Below are 21,491 nucleotides of genomic sequence, written 5' to 3'. Positions count from 1 at the left end.
TGAGTCCAAAGGTCGGGGGCCCCACAGGTCACGTCGCATCGGGGCACGCCGGGGTCTTCCGGCGTGCCTGTGATGACGTCGGATCAGGAGTGACCCAGCGGCTCGGCGGCGGTGTCGTCCACGGAGCCGGCGAGGTCCGTCTCCGAGGACTCCTCTGCGATGTCGTAGGCGAGGTCGTCGAGGATCGGCGACGTCGGCTCGACCTGGTGCGGAAGCACGGCGGCCTCGGAGTGCGCGCCGCAGCCGTGGTCGGCGGCGACGACACGGCCGTCGTCGGGGGCGTACTCGTTGGTGCACGCCCCGAAACCGATGCCCAGCGCACCGGCGAGCGGCCAGTAGAAGCCGCAGGTCGAGCACTGGGCGGGCGCGGCGTGCGCGAGCGGGGTGTGCGGCCCCGACTCACCCGAGTGCCAGCGGCGCACGGCGCGGTCCCTGCCCGTGGGGGAGAGCACCCTGGCCCTGCCGAGGCCGTACTCGAAGATCATCTGACGGTCGACGTCGTCCTCGGTCTGGGTGAAGCCGGGCGCGAGGCGTACGTCGTCCGCGGAGGTCGGCAGCAGGTCGCCGACGCCGAGATCGCCGGGGAGCAGCCGTTCGCTCCACGGCACCCACTCCGGCGGCAGCAGCGCTCCGGTGCCGGGCAGCAGCACGACCTCACTGACCGTCACCTTGCGCGCCCTGGAGGCCCTGACGACGGTGACGGCCCAGCGCCACCCCCGGTAGGCACGGTCGAGGCAGGTGAAGTAGTGCGTGACGACGCGGTCACCCTCGGGTTCGACGCCGAGATGGTCGCCGATCTCCTCCGGTCTGACGTTCTCCTCGATCGCGGAGCGGGCCAGGTCGACCGCGGCGGCGCAGGCCTCGTCGACGACGACGGCACGGGTTCTCGGACGGGTCACGAGTCCTCCTCCGCAGGCCTCGCGACCTGACGGCCGCTGTCCCCACTGCCTAGCTCGCTACGCTGACTCACAGTTCATTCTCACCCATGCCCGGAGCGAACAGCACCTTCACCGGCCCCGGGCGGGGTCGCGCCGGGTCGCCGCCAACGGACCGTAACGCGCTCTCCCCTCGACCGGCAACCTGTCCCGTTGTTCACTGACCATTCAAGGCTTAGATAGGACGGACCGCCACATACATCCCATCCGCCCTATGGGTAAGACTGGATGCGTGGCAGGTGGTTGGGAACAAGCACGCAGGACGGCAGGCGACGTCTCCCGCCGGATCGGACGCTCCGCGGTGGGCGCCGGCCGGGCGACGGCGCGCGCGGGCCGGGGGGCGGGCCGGATGACCGTCCGCGCCGGGCGGGGGGCGGCGAGCGGGACCCGGCGGGTCGGCGCGGCCTCCCGGCGGTTGACCCACGCCCAGGGCGCGGGCCGTACCGGGCTCGGCCAGCTGATCGAGCTGACCGCGCTGGAGAGCGCCGGTGACGCGCTGGTCACCGCCGCCCTGGCCGGGACCCTGTTCAAACTGCCGGTCAACGAGGCCAGGGGGCAGGTCGCCCTCTACCTACTGATCACGATGATCCCCTTCGTGGTGGTCGCGCCGTTCGTCGGGCCGGTCCTCGACCGGTTCCGCTCGGGCAGGCGCTTCGTGATGGCGGGCACCCTGTTCGGCCGGGGCCTGCTCTGTTTCGCGATGGCCGCGGCGATCGTCCCCGGTGACGTGTTCACGATCTTCCCGGCGGCGCTGGCCGTGCTGGTGTTGTCGAAGGCCTACAGCGTCTCCCGGGCGGCGATCATGCCGAACGTGCTGCCCGCCGACATCGCGCTGGTCACGGCCAACGCGAGGGTCGCCCTGTTCGCCCTGATCACGGCGGGTGTGGCGGTGCCGGTCGGTGCGGGTGTCAGCGCCTGGCTCGGCGCCGAGTGGACGTTGCGCGCCGCCCTGGTCCTCTTCCTGCTGCTGGGCGTGCTGGCCGTACGGCTGCCGCGGCACGTCGACTCCCCCGACCTCGACGTGCTCGACGGGGACACCGATGAGGAGGGTCAGGAGCGGCCCGCCCGCTGGCGCACGCTGCTGAACGTCGGGCCGGTGGTGACCGAGGCGATGGCGGCCAACGTGGCCGTCCGTCTCTACTCGGGGTTCCTGCTGTTCTATCTGCTCTTCCTGGTGCAGGACAGGAACCTGCCGGGGCTCGCCCCTCCGGTCACGATCGGCCTGCTGGCCGTGGCGGCGGGCGTCGGGGGTCTGACGGGTACGGCCGTCGCCTCGTGGACGCGCGGACGCTCCCCACAGGTGATCGTGCTGCTCACGCTGGCGCTCTCACTGGTGACCACGATCGTGGCGGCCGTCTTCTTCACCCTGTGGGCCGCGGTCGCCGTGGCGCTGGTCGCCGCGTTCGCCCAGGGGCTCGGCAAGCTGGCGCTCGACGCGATCGTGCAGCGGGAGATCGGTGAGGAGGTGCGTTCGTCCACCTTCGGAGTGGTCGAGGCGTTCCTCCAGGTCTCCTGGGTGGGCGGCGGCCTGGTCGGACTGCTGCTGTCGCTGTTCACCGACGGCTCGGCCGGGCTGACCGTGATGGCCGTCGTGCTCGCCGGCTCGCTGGGCTGGCTCCTCGTACGGCGCCGCAGGAGGGTGGACGCCCGGGACGCCAGGGTCGAGGCGGCCAGGGCGACCCGGCCCCGCCCTGAACAGGAGCCCGAGAACGACCCCGAGGAACGCGCCGAACGGCGACCGGAGGAGCGACCGGCTCCCACTGCGGGGAACGGCTCAGGCCACACGACGACCACCGTCGTCCGGCGCGACGCCCCTCCGCCGGACAGGCGGACCAAACCGCTGACCAACCCGCACGGCTGACCCGCGCCGGACGGACCGCCGCCCGCCTCTCCACACGCGGGAGAAGCGGTTCTCACGCGGGGAGAGATGGGCGGAGGCAGGTCAGCGGGAGGCGGTCAGTCCTCCAGGTCGTCGGCCACGGCGCGCAGCACCGCGGCGATCTTCTTCGCGTGCACGGCCTCGGGGTGCTTGCCCTTCTGGTAGGACATCGACACCGAGTCCAGCAGTTTGATCAGGTCTTCCACGATGACCACCATCTCGTCGGGCTTCTTGCGCTTGCCCTTGGGCTTGGCGGTCTTGGCGAGAGTCGGGGGCTGGTCGATCACACGCACCGAGAGCGCCTGCTGTCCACGGCGTCCCTCGGCCACGCCGAACTCGACCTTCTGTCCCGGCTTGAGGGATTCCACGCCACCGGGGAGCGCGGAAGAATGCACGAACACCTCACCGCCGTCGTCGCGGGTGAGGAAGCCGAAACCCTTGTCGGCGTCGTACCACTTGACCTTGCCACTCGGCACAGGGGTGACCTCGTTCAGACTGTCGTGAAAAGGAATGGATGTAGGTTATGCCCAGCGCGGCCTGGGAGCGACCGTGTATTCAGCCCTGAATTACACGAATACGGTTGGGCTGCGCCAACCGTCGTACCACTCGGCGAACTCGGTCAGATCGGCGAGCACCACATCCGCTCCGTGGCCGCGTAGTTCCTCCGCCGGATGGTGTCCGGTCGCGACCCCGACGCTGAACGCCCCGCCTGCCTTCGCCGCCTCTACGTCGGCCACGTGGTCCCCCACGTAGGCGGCGGCGCCGAAGGCCACCAGCGCGGGCCCCTTCGCGGGGCCGAAGACCGATCCGGCGACCTCGTCGACGTCGAGTCCCAGGGCTCTGACCGTCCGCCGGGCGTCCGGGAGGTTCTTGCCCGTCACCACGATGACCCTGCCGCCCGCGCGCCGTACGGCCTCGACGGCCTGGGCGGCTCCGGGCATCGGGGTGGTCACCGGGACGGCGATCGAGGGGTAGAGCGCCCGGTAGAGCGCGACGGCCTCGGGGATGCGTTCGGCGGGCAGCCAGTTGGCCAGTTCCCACTCCAGGGGCGGCCCGAGTCTGGAGACCACGGCGGCGCTGTCGATGGGCACCCCGACGCGCAGCGCCAGTTCGTCGTAGACCGCGGCGATGCCCGCGCGTGTGTCGGCCAGTGTCATGTCCAGGTCGAACCCGACCGCGTCCATCTCCCCGCCCACGCCCTTCCTTCCTCCGCTCGCGAAAACCCCCGTGAAACCTCCACGAAAACCCCGCGGAGCCTCCACAAAGCCTCCGCAGGGCCCTCAAGAAGCTCTCGTGAGAGCTCTCACCAAAGGGCCTTCTCCTGCCGAAGGCCCTCGCGGGAAGACCCTATGGAGTCCTCCGGGCGGCGCTTCCGGCAGGATGCCAAATCCCCGCCCGGAGAACCCGCACTTCGTATTTTCGCTGGATAGGGTCGCGGTGGAGGTGTCTGCACAGAGATGACCAGATCGACGCGTGAGCGCATCCTCGAAGAGGCCCTGCGCCTGTTCGCTGAGCGAGGCTACGCGGCGACCTCGGTGGCCGAGATCGAGTCAGCCGCGGGGCTGTCCCCCGGCGCGGGCGGGCTCTACCGGCACTTCAGGTCCAAGTACGAGGTGCTGGCCGCCTCGGTGAACGAACGTGCCGTGCGGGTCGAGGCCAGGGTCGCCGCGATGGGCGCCGCCGACCCCGCGGCCCCCGTAGCGGAACGGCTGACGGGCCTGTGCGAGGCCGGGCTGGCCGTGATCCGGGAGGAGGACGAGCTGGTCCGCGTCTTCTTCCGCGACCTCGGGCACTTCCCCGAGCTGGTCGAGGTCGTGCGGGCGAGGCTGCTGCAGCCGATGTTCGACGCGATCGGCTCCTGGCTGTGCGCCCAGCCCGAGTACGCCGGGGCCGGCCTCGACCGGTCCTCCGTCGGCGCGGTGCTCGGCGGCTCCCTCGTCCACTGTCTTCTCTTCGAGGAGACCGTCGGCGAACCCCCCGGCCGGACGGAACGCGAGCGTTTCGTCACCTCCTGGGTGTCCCTCGCACTCGGCCTGCTGCCCGTGGCCCAAGGATGTCCACGTGAACCCGAACTTTCCCAAACCTAGCTTTGTCGGTCAGGGCTCCTACCATTGACGGAATGAGCACGGAGTTCACCGAGTGGCTGCGCGACCGGAGCGACGAGCAGCTGCGGGCGCTGGTCACGGTGCGCCCCGAACTCATCACCCCGGTCCCCGCCCACGTCGAGGGCCTGGCCGGGCGGGCGAGCAGTCCCTCCGCCGTCGGGCGCGTGCTCGACCGGCTCGACCGGTTCACGCTCTCGGTCGTCGAGACGCTCGTCGTGCTGCCCTCCCCTGCCGACCAGCGGGCGCTGCGCGAGCAAATGGCCCGCGCGCTGCCCGAGGGGGTCACCGCCACGGCGCTGCGGGCCGCCCTGAAGGAGACGGTCGAGCGGCTGCGGACCCTCGCCCTGGTGTACGGCCCGCAGAACGCCCTGGTGCCCGCCCCCGGGGTGCGGGAGATCCTGGAGACGCCCGCCGGGCTCGGTCCGCCCGCGGTCGAGGCGTTCAGGCACCACCCCGCGGAGCGGCTGGCCGAGCTGATCCGGGACGCCGGCGGTGAGAGCGGCGACACCAGGCAGGCCCTGGCCGAGCTGCTCGGTGACCGTGAGGTCGTCGCGCGGCTCGTCGAGGGCGTCTCGCCGCAGGCCAGGTCCGCGCTCAACGAGCTGGCCTGGGGGCCGCCGAGCGGCCGGGTGCCCAACGCCCGCAGGCAGGTGCGCGCCGCGAGCGCCCACTCCCCGATCGAGGAGCTGCTCTCCCGCGCGCTGCTGGCCGCCACCGGCGACGAGAGCGTCACCCTGCCCCGCGAGGTGGGCCTGTTCCTGCGCGGCGGCCGGATACACCGTGACCTCTCGCCCGTCCCGCCCCCGCTCGACGGCACAGGCCGTGACCAGGAGCTGGTCGACCGCACCGCGGCGGGGCAGGCCTTCACCTTCGTGCGGGCGGTCGAGGAACTGTGCGAGCGCTGGAGCGCCGACCCGCCCGGCGTGCTACGCGGCGGGGGGCTGGCCGTACGCGACCTGAAGCGGACCTCCGGCCTGCTCGACCTGCCCGAGTGGGCGACGGGGCTGGTCATCGAGGTGGCCCACACGGTCGGGCTGATCGCCGCGAGCGGCTCGGTCGACGGTGACTGGCTGCCGACTCCGCTCTACGACGCCTGGCGGATCAAGAGCACCGAGGACCGCTGGGTGGCGCTGGCGTCCGGCTGGCTGTCCACCGACCGGGTTCCCGGGGTGATCGGCGAGCGTGACGAGCGTGACCGGCTGCTCAACGCCCTCCACCCCGACCTGCGGCGTTCCTCGGCCCCCGAGGTGCGCGCGACCACGCTCGGCCTGCTCGCCGCCGCGGGCCCCGGGGTCGCGCCCGGTCTTGAGTCGGTGCTCGGGCGCCTGACGTGGGAGCAGCCGCGCCGTCGTGGCGGCAGGCGCGACCAGCTGGTCGAGTTCACGCTGCGGGAGGCGGAGCAGATCGGGGTGACCGGCCTCGGCGCGATCGCGGGCCACGGCCGTGCCCTGCTGTCCTGCGGCGGCCGTTCCGGGGCGGTCGCCCTGGCCCTGGCGCCGTTGCTGCCCGAGCCGCTCGACCACGTGCTCCTGCAGGCCGACCTGACCGCCGTGGCGCCCGGCCCTCTCACCGGTGACCTGAGGCGCTGGCTGGCGCTGGCCGCCGACGTCGAGTCGACCGGCGGCGCGACGGTCTACCGGTTCTGCGAGCAGTCCATCAGACGGGCTCTCGACGCCGGGCAGGGCGCCGACGAGATGCTGTCCATGCTGGAGCGCCACTCGACGACGCCGGTGCCGCAGCCCCTGAGTTACCTGGTCACGGACGTGGCCCGCAGGCACGGCCGCATGCGTGTCGGTACGGCCGGCGCGTACATCAGGTGTGACGACTCCTCCCTGCTCGACGAGGTGATGGCCGATCGACGGGCCGTCCCGCTGCGGCTGCGCAGGCTCGCCCCCACCGTGATCGCCTCCAAGACCTCGCGGGGGACGCTGGTCGACTCGCTGCGCGCGATGGGATACGCCCCGGCCGCCGAGTCCCTCGACGGTGACGTGATCATCGCGCAGCTCGACGTCCGCAGGACCGAGGGGCAGCCCCTCCCGCGTCAGGTCGTCACGTTCACCGGCCCGGAGGCCGAGGTCGTCGCGGCGGCCGTACGGGCGGTCAGGGCGGGTGACGCGGCGCACCTGGCCCGCAGGGCGCCCGTCGACGCCCCGGCCGGGCAGGTCCCGCGCTCTCCGGCGACCGCGACGATCAACGCCCTGCGTGAGGCCATCCGGCAGGGGTCCCAGGTCTGGATCGGCTATCTCGACTCCCAGGGCAACGCGACCAGCAGGATCCTTGAACCCGCCCGGATGGAGGGGGGCTACCTCACCGCCTACGACGAGACCCGGGCGGCGGTGCACCGCTTCGCCCTGCACCGCATCACCGGCATCACCGGGATCACCGACGTCGAGTGAGCGCCCGGATTTCCGGGTTTCCCCTACGGTGGGATCGTTGGTGCACGAAAGAAGGAAGTGAGAGGCTCCCGTGAGCAGTGGTCCCCCCGAAGGCCCCAGCGCGAACCCCGACGACTGGAAGAGTCCCTACAGCACCGGCCCCGGGCAGACCCCCGGCTACGACGCCCCCGCGTACAACCAGCCTCCCGCCTACGGCCAGCCCCCCGCGTACGGTCTGCAGAACACCCAGCCGAGCCAGGGGTCGGGTCAGCAGCAGCCCTCCTACGATCAGGGCTACGGCCGGCAGCCCGGCTACGACCAGGATTACGGGCAGGGCTACGCGCAGGGTTACGGGCAGCCCGGCTACGGCCCCGTCCAGGGTTACGGCGAGTCGCCGTACGGGCAGTACCCCCCGGCCTACGGCCCCGGTCCCTACCCGGGTCCCCCGCAGAACGTCGACGGCGTCAGGACGCACGCGATCATCGCGCTGGTCGTCGGCATCCTCATGGGCCTGACCTGCTACGTCAGCATCGGCGGCGTCACCGGGGCCGTCCTGGCCGGTGTCGCGCTGGGCAAGGTCGAGCGCGACCCCCAGGGGGCGAAGGGGCTGCTCAAATGGACCTGGATCAGCATCGGCATCAACGTCGGGCTGGTCGTCCTGGGGGTCGGCGCCATCATCCTCGCCGGAGTGAACGGCGCCTTCGACTGAACCCTCCGGGATTGTCCTGGGTCTCGGCGCCGTTGGACATACGAGGTCGGGGAGGCGGTGGGCGAGTTCCCCGGGTGAGTGCGACCATGGGCTCGCCCGCCGTACAACGAGGGAGAAGCCGTGAGTGACGGACCGCTGATCGTCCAGTCGGACAAGACCCTGCTGCTCGAGGTCGACCACGACAGGGCCGACGAGTGCCGCAAGGCGATCGCGCCGTTCGCCGAGCTCGAACGCGCCCCCGAGCACGTGCACACCTACCGGGTGACCCCGCTGGCGCTGTGGAACGCGCGGGCGGCCGGGCACGACGCCGAGCAGGTGGTCGACGCGCTGATCGGCTACAGCCGCTACCCGGTGCCGCACGCCCTGCTGGTGGACATCGCCGAGACCATGGCGAGATACGGCAGGCTCAGGCTCGACAAGCACCCCGTCCACGGGCTCGTCCTGACCAGCACCGACAGGGCCGTCCTTGAGGAGGTCCTGCGCTCAAGGAAGATCCAGCCGCTGCTCGGCGAGCGCATCGACGCCAACGCCGTCGCGGTCCACCCGAGTGAGCGCGGCAACATCAAGCAGCACCTGCTCAAGCTGGGCTGGCCCGCCGAGGACCTCGCCGGATACGTGGACGGCGAGCACCACCCGATCACGCTGCGGGAGGAAGGCTGGCTGCTTCGCGACTACCAGCGGGAGGCCGCGCAGGCGTTCTGGCACGGCGGTTCCGGCGTGGTCGTGCTTCCCTGTGGCGCGGGCAAGACGATCGTCGGCGCGGCGGCGATGGCCCACGCGAAGGCGACGACGCTGATCCTGGTGACCAACACCGTCTCGGCCCACCAGTGGAAGCAGGAGCTGATCAGGAGGACCTCGCTGACCGAGGACGAGATCGGCGAGTACACCGGGACGAAGAAGGAGATCCGCCCGGTCACCATCGCCACCTACCAGGTGATGACGACCCGCAGGCAGGGGGTCTACCGCCATCTGGAGTTGTTCGACGCCCGCGACTGGGGTCTGGTCGTCTACGACGAGGTTCACCTGCTGCCCGCCCCGATCTTCCGGATGACCGCGGATCTGCAGGCCAGGCGGCGGGTCGGGCTGACCGCGACGCTCGTGCGCGAGGACGGCAGGGAGGGCGACGTGTTCTCCCTGATCGGCCCCAAGCGCTATGACGCGCCGTGGAAGGAGATGGAGAACCAGGGCTGGATCGCCCCGGCCGACTGCGTCGAGGTGCGGGTCACCCTGAGCGACGAGGAACGGCTCGCGTACGCGATGGCCGAGGCCGAGGAGCGCTACCGGTTCTGCGCGACCACCCCGTCGAAGACCCGGGTGACCGAGGCGCTCGTCCGGCGCCATCCCGACGAGCAGGTGCTGATCATCGGTCAGTACATCGACCAGCTCGACGAGCTCGGCGAGCACCTGGGCGCTCCGGTGATCAAGGGGGAGACCAAGGTCAAGGAGCGGGAGCGGCTGTTCCAGGCGTTCCGCGACCGGGAGATCCAGGTGCTGGTCGTCTCCAAGGTGGCGAACTTCTCCATCGACCTGCCCGAGGCGGCGGTGGCCGTACAGGTGTCGGGAACCTTCGGGTCACGGCAGGAGGAGGCCCAGCGGCTTGGCCGGGTGCTGCGCCCGAAGGCCGACGGTGGCGGGGCGCGGTTCTACTCCGTGGTCAGCCGTGACACGGTGGACCAGGACTTCGCCGCGCACCGGCAGCGTTTCCTGGCTGAGCAGGGATACGCCTACCAGATCATCGACGCTGACGACGTGCTCGCTGACGACTAGCGTTCCCATGGCGAACACGCCGTCGTTCGTGTCAGGTCCACGAGATTCCGCAGGCTTTCTCCAAAGCGACCACCCCCTCGCTAGGCCTCGACGGCCACTGGCGACATACCCTCATGATCTGTGCGCGTCACTGGATTTTCCCGCCTTTTTAGCGATTTGGACGCACAAACACGGACGGTGGTAACGCACTCACGCAAGGGATGCGGCCGTTAATCGGTTTGAGCCGTCGAGGCGCGTCGCTAGGCTGGTGGATTCGCTGCCTGATGGCCACCACCGCTTACCGAACAGGAGGCGCTTTCCCGTGTCCGGACATCCATTGTCCCCCGACATATCCTTGGACCCCCTCACAGAACCCGCAGACCTCACAGAGTCCTCAGGGCCCGCGGAGCCCACGGACCCCGACGAGATCCTCGCCGCCGAGCGCGAGCACCTGGCACTCTCCCGGACCGCCCTGCGCGCCATGCGCGAGCACGCCCAGTCCCTGTCCTCCGACGCCGCGGGCGACTGGGTGTCCCAGCAGATCCTCCAGGCGCTGCTCGACCAGCGGGTCGCGGCGCTGGCCGATCACGCGGGCGCCCCGCTGTTCTTCGGCCGCCTGGACCGCGCGACGGACGACGACCTGCCCGCGACCGTCCACGTCGGCCGCAGGCACGTCCACGACGACCGTAGCCGCCCCCTGGTCATCGACTGGCGGGCGCCGATCTCACGGGCGTTCTACCAGGCCAGCCCGGCCGAGCCGATGGGCGTCAGACGCCGCCGCAGGTTCGGCTACCACGGCGGGGACCTGACCGCCTACGAGGACGAACGACTGGACCAGGGCGACTCCCCCGGCGGCGGCGCCGGGCACAGCAGGATCCTCACCGAGGAGATCGAACGGCCCCGCTCGGGGCCGATGCGCGACATCGTCGCGACCATCCAGCCCGACCAGGACGAGATCGTCCGCTCCGAACTGGGCACGACCGTGTGCGTCCAGGGGGCACCGGGCACCGGCAAGACCGCGGTCGGCCTGCACCGGGCCGCCTACCTGCTCTTCACCCACCGGGAACGGCTGGCCAGGTCCGGTGTGATGATCGTCGGCCCCAACCGGGCCTTCCTGTCCTACATCTCCTCGGTGCTTCCGGCGCTCGGCGAGGTCAAGGTCGACCAGACCACCGTCGCCGACATCCTGGGCGACCACGCGACGCCCGAGGACCCCGCGGTCAGCGCGATCAAGGGCGACGCCCGGATGGTGCCCGTGCTCAACCGCGCGTTGTGGGCGTACATCGTCAAGCCGACCGAGGGCGTGCTGTTCACCAAGGGGGTCAACCGCTACCGGGTGGCCGACTACGAGGTCCGCGAGATCGTCGCCTCCCTGCGCGGCACCACCCGCTACGCCCCGGGTCGCGCGGCCCTGGCCCAGCGGCTGGCCCACGCGGTCCTCGTCCGGATGGAACAGCGCGGCGAGTCCCCCGACGACCGGGTGCAGGACGCCGTCGCCAGGTCCAAGCCGGTCAAGCAGCTGGTGGACACGGTGTGGCCGAAGGTGACCCCGCAGCAGGTCCTCCATCGGCTGTTCAGCGACCCCGCCTTCCTCGCCGACTCGGCCAGGGACGACCTGACCGCCGAGGAACAGGCCGTGCTGCTGTGGGCCAAGCCGTCGAAGACCTTCCGCTCCGCGAAGTGGTCGGCCGCCGACGGGGCGCTGATGGACGAGCTCGGTGACATGATCGAGCGGACCGCCCCGCTGGGCCATCTGGTCGTCGACGAGGCCCAGGACCTGTCGGCCATGCAGTTGCGGGCGCTGGGACGGCGGTGCCGTACGGGGTCGGCCACGGTCCTGGGCGACCTCGCGCAGGGCACGACCCCCTGGTCGGCCCGCTCGTGGAAGGAGGTCCTGGCCCATCTGGGGTTCGAGGAGGGCGTGGTCACCGAACTGACCCTCGGCTTCCGCGTTCCCCGCGAGGTCCTCGACTACGCGGCCAGGCTGCTGCCCTCCGTCGCCCCCGACCTCGCCCCGCCCCGCTCACTGCGACCCGGCCTTGGCTCCCTCACCGTACGGCCCGCCGCGGACCTGGCCGCGTCCCTGAGGGAGGTGGTGGGCGAGACGCTCTCCCGCGAGGGCTCGATCGGCGTGATCGCCCCCGACGCCGCGGTGGCCGAGGTCTCCGCCATCCTGGAGGCCCTGGAGCACCGGGTGCTGAGCCAGGACGCGACCGAGGAGCACCGTCTCCTGGTGATCCCCGCGAGCCTGGCCAAGGGTCTGGAGTACGACCACGTCATCGTGGTCGAGCCCGCCGACATCGTGGCCGCGGAACCACGCGGCCTCGCCCGTCTCTACGTGGTTCTGACCAGGGCGGTGACCTCGCTGACCGTCCTGCACACCGGCGACCTGCCCGCCCAGCTCCGCTGACCGGTTCCACCGGCGGGCCGTGAATAGCCCGTCCGGCTGGAAAAGGCCGCCTCTCCCGAAGGCCTTGGCGGCCGGGAAACGTCCGCTCTCCGAACACGGCGGCCGGGAAACACACGCCCGGCCCGGGTAAACCACGTGGCCGACCGGAAACACCCGCCTTACGGACCGGTGAGAAATCGGGTGGAAAACAAAAAGGGGCGACCCCGACACCTCGGGGTCGCCTCTTTTGGGAAAGCGCCGGACTAGAAGTCCATGTCGCCGCCGCCGGGAACGGCGGGAGCGGCACCGGCCTTCTCGGGCTTCTCGGCGATGACGGCCTCAGTCGTCAGGAACAGAGCCGCGATCGAGGCGGCGTTCTGCAGCGCCGAACGGGTCACCTTCGCCGGGTCGATGATGCCCGACTCGAACAGGTTGACGTACTCGCCCGTGGCGGCGTTCAGGCCCTCGCCGGGGGTCAGGTTGCGCACCTTCTCCACCACGACGCCGCCCTCAAGGCCGGCGTTGACCGCGATCTGCTTCAGCGGCTCCTCAAGAGCCTTGCGCACGATCGCCGCACCGGTGGCCTCGTCTCCGGCCAGCTCGAGCTTGTCGAACGCCTTGGCGCCGGCCTGCAGCAGCGCCACGCCACCGCCGGGCACGATGCCCTCCTCGACGGCCGCCTTGGCGTTACGCACGGCGTCCTCGATGCGGTGCTTGCGCTCCTTGAGCTCGACCTCGGTCGCCGCACCGGCCTTGATGACCGCCACGCCACCGGCCAGCTTGGCCAGGCGCTCCTGCAGCTTCTCGCGGTCGTAGTCGGAGTCGGTGTTGTCGATCTCGGCACGGATCTGGTTGACCCGGCCCGCGATCTGCTCGGCGTCACCGGCACCGTCGACGATCGTCGTCTCGTCCTTGGTGACGATGACCTGACGAGCGCGGCCGAGCTGGTCGAGCGTGGTGGACTCCAGCTTCAGACCGAGGTCCTCGCTGATGACCTGGGCACCGGTCAGGATGCCGATGTCGCCCAGCATGGCCTTGCGGCGGTCGCCGAAGCCCGGAGCCTTGACGGCGACCGAGCGGAACAGACCGCGGATCTTGTTGACGACCAGGGTCGCCAGGGCCTCGCCCTCGATGTCCTCGGCGATGATCAGCAGCGGCTTGCCGGCCTGCACGACCTTGTCGAGGACCGGGAGCAGGTCCTTGTTCGCGGAGATCTTGGAGTTGACGACGAGGACGTAGGGGTCGTCGAGGACGGCCTCCATGCGCTCCGGGTCGGTCACGAAGTAGGGCGAGATGTAACCCTTGTCGAAGCGCATGCCCTCGGTGAGCTCAAGCTCGAGGCCGAAGGTGTTGCTCTCCTCGACGGTGATGACGCCTTCCTTGCCGACCTTGTCCATCGCCTCGGCGATCATCTCGCCGATCTGCGGGTCGCCCGCGGAGATGGAGGCCGTGGAGGCGATCTGCGCCTTCGTCTCCACGTCCTTGGCCAGCTTGGAGAGCTCCTCGGAGACGCGCTCGACGGCGGCCTCGATGCCCTTCTTCAGGGACATGGGGTTGGCGCCGGCGGCTACGTTGCGCAGGCCCTCGCGGACCAGCGCCTGAGCGAGCACGGTGGCCGTGGTGGTGCCGTCACCCGCGACATCGTCGGTCTTCTTGGCGACTTCCTTTACGAGCTCGGCCCCGATCTTCTCCCACGGGTCCTCAAGCTCGATCTCCTTGGCGATGGAGACACCGTCGTTGGTGATCGTGGGGGCGCCCCACTTCTTCTCCAGCACGACGTTGCGGCCCTTGGGGCCGAGGGTCACCTTGACAGCGTCCGCGAGCTGGTTCATGCCACGCTCGAGACCGCGCCTGGCGTCCTCGTCAAACGAGATCATCTTGGCTGCCATACGGCTAGACCTCCCAAACACAGGGTGGCTTGCACCAGACCGAGGCGACGCCCGCGACGGCGTACGGGCCCGCGACTCCGTTCGGCGGGCCCCATCGTCTCGATCCAGGTTTGGCACTCTCCAATGAGGAGTGCTAACCACTGTTTAGCACTCTCCCCCGACGAGTGCAAGCCAAGGACCTTTGACCTGAGTGTCAGCTTAGGCGAAGGCCCGGCCCGCCGATGGGAGCGACGAGCCGGGCCGACATGCCGAGGGCGATCCGCGCGAACTGCGCTGCCGCGGGATGCGCCAGCGGGTTCCCGACGAGCTGACGGAGGACGAGATCAGACCGTCCGGACCGATTCCGCCTGAGGTCCCTTCTGTCCCTGCGTGATCTCGAACTCGACCCTCTGGCCCTGTTCGAGCGCACGGTAGCCATCCATCATGATCGCGGAGTAATGGACGAAAACATCCTTACCACCGTCTACCGCGATGAAGCCGTAGCCCTTGTCCGCGTTGAACCATTTGACGGTGCCTTGCGCCACTTCCGACTCCTCTTACTGGGCTTGAGGACGCCGCCCATTCCTCTCGCGAGGTCCTCAATCTCCGAGGCGGAGACATCGCCTACGTCGATCGTCCTCGACCATACCTGTGAGAGCCCGTGGGGCAACAGAGTCAACCAGCAAACTACCGCTTTACGGACGCATTCAACACGCCAACATAGTTTTGCTATCACTACTAGTTAGTTAAATATTACATTATGTCTTCGCGCAAAAATGTGAGCTTGCATCACAAAAGACGACACCCGCACGCGGCCAGGCCGGTGCGGGTGTCGTGAGGGTGTTCTGGGGACGCCGTTCCATGGCAGTGGACGACATCGGGCGCCGGGAGGCCGCCCAGGGCCCGTTCAGGACCCCGCGCGGCCTTCGCCGGGTCAGCCTCCGGCGACCGCCGGAATGATGGAGACCTGAACGCCGGACGGCGTCACCGTGTCGAGGTTGTCGGCGAAACGGACATCCTCATCGCCGACATAGACGTTCACAAAACGGCGAATCTTGCCCGTTTCATCGAGAATACGGGCACCGATCCCGGGGAAGTCGGCGTCGAGCTTCTGCAGAACCTCACGCAGGGTCTCACCCTCGCCGTTCACCTCGGCTGCGCCGCCGGTGTACGTACGGAGAATCGTCGGAATCCGTACAGAAACACTCATAATTCAGTACCTTTCAGAGTTCTAGGCGACGACAGCGCGGAACGCGTCGAGCGAGGGCCGGATGACAGCGGTGGGACGCGCCTGGTCAGCGACCGCGTCAAGGGTCTTCAGGCCGTCACCCGTGTTGAGGACCACGGTCTCGGCGTCGGGGTCGATCCGGCCCGACTCGACCAGCTTGCGCAGCACCCCGACGGTGACGCCGCCCGCCGTCTCGGCGAAGATGCCCTCCGTCCTGGCGAGCAGGCGGATGGCGTCCACGATCTCGGGGTCGGTGACGTCCTCGACCCCGCCACCGGTGCGCCTGGCGATGTCGAGCACGTAGGGGCCGTCAGCCGGGTTGCCGATGGCCAGCGACTTGGCGATCGTGTCGGGCTTGACGGGGCGGATCACGTCGTGGCCCGCCTTGTAGGCCGCGGAGACCGGGGAGCACCCCTCGGCCTGGGCACCGAAGATCTTGTACGGCGTGTCCTCGACGAGGCCGAGGGCGATCAGCTCCTTGAACGCCTTGTCGATCTTCGTGAGCTGGGAGCCGGAGGCGACCGGGATGACGATCTGGTCGGGGATCCGCCAGCCGAGCTGCTCGACGATCTCGTAGGCCAGGGTCTTGGAGCCCTCGGCGTAGTAGGGCCTGAGGTTGACGTTGACGAAGCCCCACTTGTCGCCGAGCTCGTCACCGATGAGCTCGGAGCAGAAGCGGTTGACGTCGTCGTAGGTGCCGTCGATGCCGATCAGCTTGCCGCCGTACACGGAGGCCATGACGACCTTGCCCTGTTCGAGGTCGGCGGGGATGAACACGCAGGCGTCGAGCCCGGTCCGGGCGGCGGCGGAGGTCACCGCGCCCGCCAGGTTGCCGGTCGAGGAGCAGGACAGGGTGTGGAAGCCGAAGTTCCTGGCCGCCTCGACGGCGATGGCGACCACGCGGTCCTTGAAGGAGTGCGTGGGGTTGCCCGAGTCGTCCTTCACGTGCAACGAGCGCAGGCCCAGCTCACGCGCCAGGTTGCCGGCCTTGACGAGCCTGGTCCAGCCGGGCTCGGTGTTGGGCTTGGAGGCGACGTCCGCCGGGACGGGCAGGAGGGAGCGGTAGCGCCAGATGTTGGCCGGCCCCTGCGAGATCTGCTCCCGGGTGACGTTCCCGAAGTCGTAGGCGATCTCAAGGGGCCCGAAACACTCGATACAGGCGAAGCTGGGACCGAGGTCGTAGCGGGCACCACACTCACGACAGGAGAGAGCGACGGCGGGACCGAAGTCGAGAGCGGTGGTGGTTGCGGTGTTCGCGAGCGCCATGAAGCGAGGCCTTTCCCTCATCTTCGTCTGCGACCACCCTGGTCACAGACCGGAATTGGCACCTGTCCCGGTCGACCCCTCGCCAGATCGCGAGTCTTGAACCGGGAGGGTTGCCGGGGCTTCGCAGGGCCGGTCCCTCCACCCCTCTGGATGAGCAATGTTCAGTTGTGGGCCTGACATGCAGGTCTCAAGCACTCTACCTCGCCTTGTACCCCTCCTGACCAGTTGTCTCACCAAACGAGATGAAGTGTGTCATTAACCGGACAAACCTCAGAAGCCGTAGGCGTCGCCGAGCGCCCCCTGGACGTACTTGCGGGCCTGGTGGATGCGCGACTTGGCGGTGCCGAGGGGGATGCCGAGCTGCTCGGCGACCTCGTTGTAGTCGAGCTGGCAGATGTCGCGCAGCACCAGCGCCTGGGCCAGGTCGGGCTTGTCCGCCTCAAGGGCCTCCATCGCGTCGAGCAGGTCGAGGCGGGAGCCCGCGATCACACTCACCCTGGCGACGTCGGGCTTGTTGTGCAGCGGCAGCTCCTCCGAGCTCTGCTCGGCGGAACGCCGCTTGAGCGAGCGGTAGGTGGTGCGCGCGCAGTTGGCGGTCACGATGTGCAGCCACGTGCTGAACCGCGCCCGCCCCTCGAACCTGGCGATGTTGCGGGCCACGGCGAGCAGGGTGTCCTGACAGGCCTCCTCGGCGTCCTGCCGGTAGGGGAGGATCCGCCCGCAGTGCCGTAGCACCTCGGGTTCGATCCGCTTCAGCAGTTCGCCCAGTGCCCGGTGGTCGCCTCCGGCGGCCGCACGGGCAAGTTCCTCGGTCGTCTCGTCCAGCGCCATCACGGGTTCCCATCAACGGTCACGGTCGCTCGACATCCTATGGTCGCCGGTTATCGTTTGGTTAACCTTCGGGACAAGCCACGTCCTCCCGGGCGAGGAGGTCAGATGAGTGGGATTTTGGTGGCCTCGAACCGCGGCCCGGTCTCCTTCACCATGTCGGAGGACGGCGCGCTGAGCATGCGCAGAGGCGGCGGCGGCCTGGTCTCCGGCCTGTCCGAGGTGTCCAAGGAGCTCGACGTCCTGTGGGTCTGCGCCGCCCTGTCCGACGGCGACCGCGGCGCCGTACGGCTCGCTCCCGGAGGACGGCTCGACCAGGCGGGATACGAGACCGGGGCGCTGCGGATGCTCGACATCCCTCCGGCGACCTTCCAGCGGGCCTACAACGCGGTCGCCAACTCGACCCTGTGGTTCGTCCACCACCTGCTCTACGACACCCCGAACAGGCCGCACTTCGACGCCAGGTTCGGCAGGGAGTGGGAGTCCTACCAGGCCTACAACGAGGCGTTCGCGATGGCGCTGGCCGAGGAGGCCTCGCACGGCGCCAAGGTCATGGTGCAGGACTACCACCTGGCCCTGGTCCCGGCCATGCTCAGGAGCGAACGGCCCGACCTGCGCGTCTCCCACTTCTCCCACACGCCCTGGGCCCCTCCCGAGTACTTCGGCCTGCTGCCCGACGAGGTCGCCGCCGAACTGCTCGAGGGCATTCTGGGGGCCGACCAGGCGGGTTTCCTGACCGACCGCTGGGCCGGGGCCTTCATGGACTGCTGTGAGAGCGTCCTGGGCGCTCGGGTCGAGCGCGCGGGCCGTACGGTGACCCACGCGGGCCGGACCACCCGGATCGGCGTGCACGGCCTGGGCGTGGACGGCCGGGCGCTGTGGGAACGCGCCCGCGAGCCCGACGTCGAGTCCCACATGGCCGCCCTGCGTGAGCTGGTCGGCGACCGCAGGCTGATCGTGCGCATCGACAGGACCGAGCTGTCGAAGAACATCGTCAGGGGTCTGACCGCCTACCGGGAGTTCCTCGCGACGCACCCCGAGTGGCACGGCAGGGTCGTGCACCTGGCCTTCGCCTACCCCTCCCGCCACGACCTGCCCGAATACCGTGAGTACACCGCGGCGGTCCAGCGTTGCGCCTCGGAGATCGAGGACGAGTACGCCACCGAGGACTGGGATCCGCTGATCCTCAACGTCCAGGACGACTATCCCCGGTCGCTGGCCGCCTACCGGCTGGCCGACGTGATGCTGGTCAACCCGATCCGTGACGGGATGAACCTGGTGGCGAAGGAGGGGCCGGTGCTGTCCCCGAACAGCGCGCTGGTCCTGTCACGCGAGGCGGGGGCCGCGGCCGAACTGGGCGCGGACGCGCTGCTGGTGAACCCCTACGACGTCTCGGCCACGGCGCGGGCCATCCACGAGGGTCTCGTCATGCCCGAGTGTGAGCGGGCCGTACGGGGGGACAGGCTGGCCCGCCTGGCGACCGCCCTTCCCCCGCAGCGCTGGTTCGCTGACCAGCTCGCCACACTAGGCTGAGATTTTGCCCTGATATGGGATAGTTCAGGGGACTTCGCGCTTCATTCATGTTCGGGGGAACCCGTGACCGCCAGGCTCACCCGTGATCGTCCGACCTGGCTCGTCTACCTGCAGCTCGGTGTCTTCGCCACCTACCTGTACGGCCTCAGCGCAGCCCTGCCCATGCTCCGCGCCGAGCTGGGCCTCTCACAGACGGTCGCCGGGCTGCACGGCACCATGATGGCCGCCGGCGGCGTCCTGACCGGCCTCGCGCTGCCCCGGCTGACCCGCCGTCTCGGCACGCGCGCCACCGTCTGGACGGGCCTGACCGGGATGAACGTGGGGGTGCTGCTGGTCGTCCTCGGCCACACACCGCAGGTCACGCTCTTCGCGTACTGCCTGGCGGGCGGGATGGGCTCGATCAGCCTCTACACGAGCATGTCCGTACTCGGCCGGCACCACGGTCCCGCGGGGCCGTCCGCGATCAGTGAGGCCAACGCGGTCGGCGGGACCATCGGCCTGTTCGCCCCGTTCGTCGTCAGTCTCGCGGCGCAGAGCGCGCTCGGCTGGCGGACGGCGCTGCTGCTCACCCCCCTGCTGACCGTGCTGCTCGCGCTCGTCATGGGCCGCGTGTGGGTCCCCGCGCCTGCCCGGGAGGATCAGGCGGCGCCCTCCAGGAGCTCGGGCTCCCCGGGGCTCGGCAGGCGCTTCCACCTGGCGGGGGCGGTGCTGTTCTGCTGCGTCGGGCTGGAGTTCTCGTTCAACCTCTGGGCGGCCAAGCTGGTCAGCGACAACACGGGCCTGTCCGCGGCGGTCGCGGCGAGCGCGCTGACCGCCTTCACCGCCGGGCTGGCGCTCGGGCGCTTCGGCGGGGCCAGGCTGGCGTTGCGGATCCCGTCCGCCTCGCTGCTCATCGGCGCGCTGGGGCTCACCTTCGTCGGCTGGCTGCTGTTCTGGACGAGTACGGCCCCGCCGGCGGCCTACGCGGGGCTGCTCGTCTCAGGAGTCGGGGTCTCGCTGCACTTCCCGCTCGCGCTCTCGCGGGTGCTGACGGCCACGGCCGGACATCCCGAGCGGGCGACGGGCGTCGCCTCCCTCTATTCGAGTTCGGCGACAGGCGTCGGGCCCTTCCTGCTGGGAGCGCTCGCCGACGTGTCCGGCACCCAGCAGGCCTTCCTCATGGTGCCCGTGATGATCGTGCTGGCCGTCGGCGGCATCCTGGTCAGCTCCAGGTAGCCGCCCCGAGCACGGACGCCAGGCGCGGGTTGTCCCACACGTCCACGACGAGGATCTTCGAGGTGGGCAGGAACCACTCACGCTGGCGGAAGGTCCCGGTCCGCTTGCTGCCGTTGTAGCTGTAGCACTCGCCGCGCCAGCCCTTGAAGGCCGCCTTGTGCCCGCGTCCCACCTGCCGCAGCCCCGAGGCGTACGCGTCGCCGAACGTCTGGCCGCTCTTGGCGTCGAACGGGCAGCGCTGCACGTCGGTCGCGGGGTAGTACGGCTGGTCCCCCCGGTAGGCGGAGAACAGCTCACGCCCGTACTTGATCTGCTTGGGGCCGAAGATCCAGAACGCCTCACAGTTCGGGGTGAAATACGCCGAGTGCGGCTTCGCGCACCTCCCCGTGACCACCTTGACGCCGTCGGCGCCGCCGTAGACCCGCCATCCCGAGGGAAGCTTGAGGGTCATGCCGCGGAAGGTGAGGGTCCCCGAGGCCTGCGCGGCCGAGGCCGAGGCCGCCTGGGGGGCGGTGAACAGGGTGGCGCCGGCGAGCACGGCGGCGGCGAAGGCGAGTTTTCTCATGCCGGGGACGTTAATCGTCCCCACTTGTCGGTCACTTAACGTTCAATGGCATCGGCGATCGACGACAGCAGGTCCATCACCCCCTCCGGGCCGTCCACGACGATGTCGGCCTGGGCGGCGACCTCCGCGCTCGCCTCGGCCGAACCGCTGAACACCGTCACGCCGGGCAACCCCGAGGCCCGTACGGCGGCGAAGGCCGCCAGGTCCCCCAGGTCGTCACCGGCGAACAGCACCGAGCGCGCCGCGCGTTCGGCGAGGAAGGCCCCCAGCGCCGCCCCCTTGTCCGTCCCCGGAGGCCGCAGCTCCAGCACGAACTTGCCCGGCTCGACCGCCAGTCCCACCTCGGCCGCGAGCTTGGCGACCGGGTCGCGCAGCGCCTCAAGCGTGGCCTGCGGTTCGGCGGTCCCCCGGGTGTGCACGGCGACCGAACGCTCCTTGTCCTCGAACCTGGCGCCCTCGACACCCTCGATCAGCCGGGGCAGCTCGGCCCTGGCCCTGTCCAGGCCGGGGTGGACGGGCGGGGCGGTGAGCGTGCCCGCCTCCCAGCGTTCGAGACCGTAGTGGCCGAGCACGACCACCCCGGGCACCTCGGCCAGCGAGCCGTACTCGACGGCCGTCGCGGCGGGACGGCCCGTCACGACCGCCACGGCGCGGACCCGCCCGCCCAGCCTGGCCAGCAGCTCCGGGCCGCGCGGGTGGATCCTGGCCTCGTCGGGGTCGGGCACGATCGGGGAGAGCGTGCCGTCGAAGTCGAGGCCGATCACCGCTCCGGCGGGGTCGGCCAGGATCGCGCGCAGTCCTTCGGGGGTCTCCATGGGGTGTTCTCCCGCTCGTCGTCAGGCAAGGGTCG

General features: G+C 70.2%; 18 protein-coding genes and 1 riboswitch. Of the genes, 8 read left to right on the top strand and 10 right to left on the bottom strand.

Going from position 1 to position 21,491, the window contains the following annotated elements; all coding sequences use genetic code 11:
* Positions 1–83 precede the first annotated feature (83 nt).
* A complete protein-coding gene (locus tag ACFYY8_RS07210; RefSeq protein ID WP_352014309.1) occupies positions 84–899 on the bottom strand; it encodes a DUF3027 domain-containing protein in 816 nt (271 codons plus the stop codon).
* A gap of 268 nt (positions 900–1,167) precedes the next feature.
* Between ACFYY8_RS07210 and ACFYY8_RS07205 the strand changes: the two genes are divergently transcribed.
* Positions 1,168–2,796 (top strand): MFS transporter, encoded by a 1,629-nt coding sequence (locus ACFYY8_RS07205; RefSeq protein ID WP_390038080.1) that lies wholly within the window; start codon positions 1,168–1,170, stop codon positions 2,794–2,796.
* Between the two features lie 95 nt (positions 2,797–2,891).
* Here the strand turns inward: ACFYY8_RS07205 and ACFYY8_RS07200 are convergent, their stop codons facing one another.
* A complete protein-coding gene (locus ACFYY8_RS07200) occupies positions 2,892–3,290 on the bottom strand; it encodes a cold-shock protein (protein ID WP_362917559.1) in 399 nt (132 codons plus the stop codon).
* Positions 3,291–3,380: 90 nt separating this feature from the next.
* Positions 3,381–4,010 (bottom strand): HAD family hydrolase, encoded by a 630-nt coding sequence (locus ACFYY8_RS07195; protein ID WP_390038078.1) that lies wholly within the window; start codon positions 4,008–4,010, stop codon positions 3,381–3,383.
* 261 nt (positions 4,011–4,271) lie between these two features.
* Here ACFYY8_RS07195 and ACFYY8_RS07190 point away from each other — a divergent pair, with 261 nt between their 5' ends.
* The 5 genes from ACFYY8_RS07190 to ACFYY8_RS07170 all read left to right on the top strand — a co-directional run bounded on the left by ACFYY8_RS07190 (position 4,272) and on the right by ACFYY8_RS07170 (position 12,159).
* On the top strand, positions 4,272–4,901 hold the full coding sequence (locus ACFYY8_RS07190; protein ID WP_390038076.1) for a TetR/AcrR family transcriptional regulator: 630 nt from the start codon (positions 4,272–4,274) through the stop codon (positions 4,899–4,901).
* A gap of 32 nt (positions 4,902–4,933) precedes the next feature.
* A complete protein-coding gene (locus tag ACFYY8_RS07185; protein ID WP_390038074.1) occupies positions 4,934–7,315 on the top strand; it encodes a helicase-associated domain-containing protein in 2,382 nt (793 codons plus the stop codon).
* A gap of 70 nt (positions 7,316–7,385) precedes the next feature.
* On the top strand, positions 7,386–8,003 hold the full coding sequence (locus ACFYY8_RS07180; RefSeq protein WP_390038072.1) for a hypothetical protein: 618 nt from the start codon (positions 7,386–7,388) through the stop codon (positions 8,001–8,003).
* Between the two features lie 120 nt (positions 8,004–8,123).
* Positions 8,124–9,770 carry a DNA repair helicase XPB gene (locus ACFYY8_RS07175; RefSeq protein ID WP_390038070.1) on the top strand — a complete coding sequence of 549 codons (1,647 nt, stop codon included), beginning with the start codon at positions 8,124–8,126 and terminating at the stop codon, positions 9,768–9,770.
* Between the two features lie 334 nt (positions 9,771–10,104).
* Positions 10,105–12,159 (top strand): HelD family protein, encoded by a 2,055-nt coding sequence (locus ACFYY8_RS07170; protein ID WP_390038068.1) that lies wholly within the window; start codon positions 10,105–10,107, stop codon positions 12,157–12,159.
* A 242-nt stretch (positions 12,160–12,401) separates the two neighbouring features.
* Here ACFYY8_RS07170 and groL read toward each other — a convergent pair whose 3' ends face one another.
* The 5 genes from groL to ACFYY8_RS07145 form a co-directional block, all read right to left on the bottom strand.
* Entirely contained in the window at positions 12,402–14,027 is a 1,626-nt protein-coding gene (gene groL / locus ACFYY8_RS07165) for a chaperonin GroEL (RefSeq protein ID WP_352014317.1), read from the bottom strand.
* Between the two features lie 323 nt (positions 14,028–14,350).
* Positions 14,351–14,551, bottom strand: a complete 201-nt coding sequence (locus tag ACFYY8_RS07160) for a cold-shock protein (RefSeq protein ID WP_113704857.1) — start codon at positions 14,549–14,551, stop codon at positions 14,351–14,353.
* Between the two features lie 389 nt (positions 14,552–14,940).
* Positions 14,941–15,216, bottom strand: coding sequence for a MoaD/ThiS family protein (locus ACFYY8_RS07155; protein ID WP_390038065.1), 276 nt, complete (start codon positions 15,214–15,216; stop codon positions 14,941–14,943).
* Between the two features lie 21 nt (positions 15,217–15,237).
* Positions 15,238–16,500 (bottom strand): threonine synthase, encoded by a 1,263-nt coding sequence (gene thrC, locus ACFYY8_RS07150; RefSeq protein WP_390038063.1) that lies wholly within the window; start codon positions 16,498–16,500, stop codon positions 15,238–15,240.
* A gap of 14 nt (positions 16,501–16,514) precedes the next feature.
* A riboswitch (SAM riboswitch) is annotated at positions 16,515–16,657 on the bottom strand.
* Positions 16,658–16,770: 113 nt separating this feature from the next.
* On the bottom strand, positions 16,771–17,331 hold the full coding sequence (locus ACFYY8_RS07145) for an RNA polymerase sigma factor (protein WP_352014320.1): 561 nt from the start codon (positions 17,329–17,331) through the stop codon (positions 16,771–16,773).
* Positions 17,332–17,436: 105 nt separating this feature from the next.
* Here ACFYY8_RS07145 and ACFYY8_RS07140 point away from each other — a divergent pair, with 105 nt between their 5' ends.
* Positions 17,437–18,861 (top strand): trehalose-6-phosphate synthase, encoded by a 1,425-nt coding sequence (locus ACFYY8_RS07140; protein WP_390038061.1) that lies wholly within the window; start codon positions 17,437–17,439, stop codon positions 18,859–18,861.
* 63 nt (positions 18,862–18,924) lie between these two features.
* Positions 18,925–20,076 (top strand): MFS transporter, encoded by a 1,152-nt coding sequence (locus ACFYY8_RS07135; protein ID WP_390038059.1) that lies wholly within the window; start codon positions 18,925–18,927, stop codon positions 20,074–20,076.
* Here ACFYY8_RS07135 and ACFYY8_RS07130 read toward each other — a convergent pair.
* Positions 20,063–20,641, bottom strand: a complete 579-nt coding sequence (locus ACFYY8_RS07130; RefSeq protein WP_390038057.1) for a hypothetical protein — start codon at positions 20,639–20,641, stop codon at positions 20,063–20,065. The genes ACFYY8_RS07135 and ACFYY8_RS07130 overlap by 14 nt on opposite strands.
* 35 nt (positions 20,642–20,676) lie before the next feature.
* Entirely contained in the window at positions 20,677–21,456 is a 780-nt protein-coding gene (gene otsB / locus ACFYY8_RS07125; protein ID WP_390038055.1) for a trehalose-phosphatase, read from the bottom strand.
* Positions 21,457–21,491 lie beyond the last annotated feature (35 nt).

Origin of the sequence: Streptosporangium sp. NPDC001559, from assembly GCF_042893955.1 — a bacterium.
Lineage (GTDB): Bacteria > Actinomycetota > Actinomycetes > Streptosporangiales > Streptosporangiaceae > Streptosporangium.
This window is presented reverse-complemented; position numbering and strand designations above follow the sequence as displayed.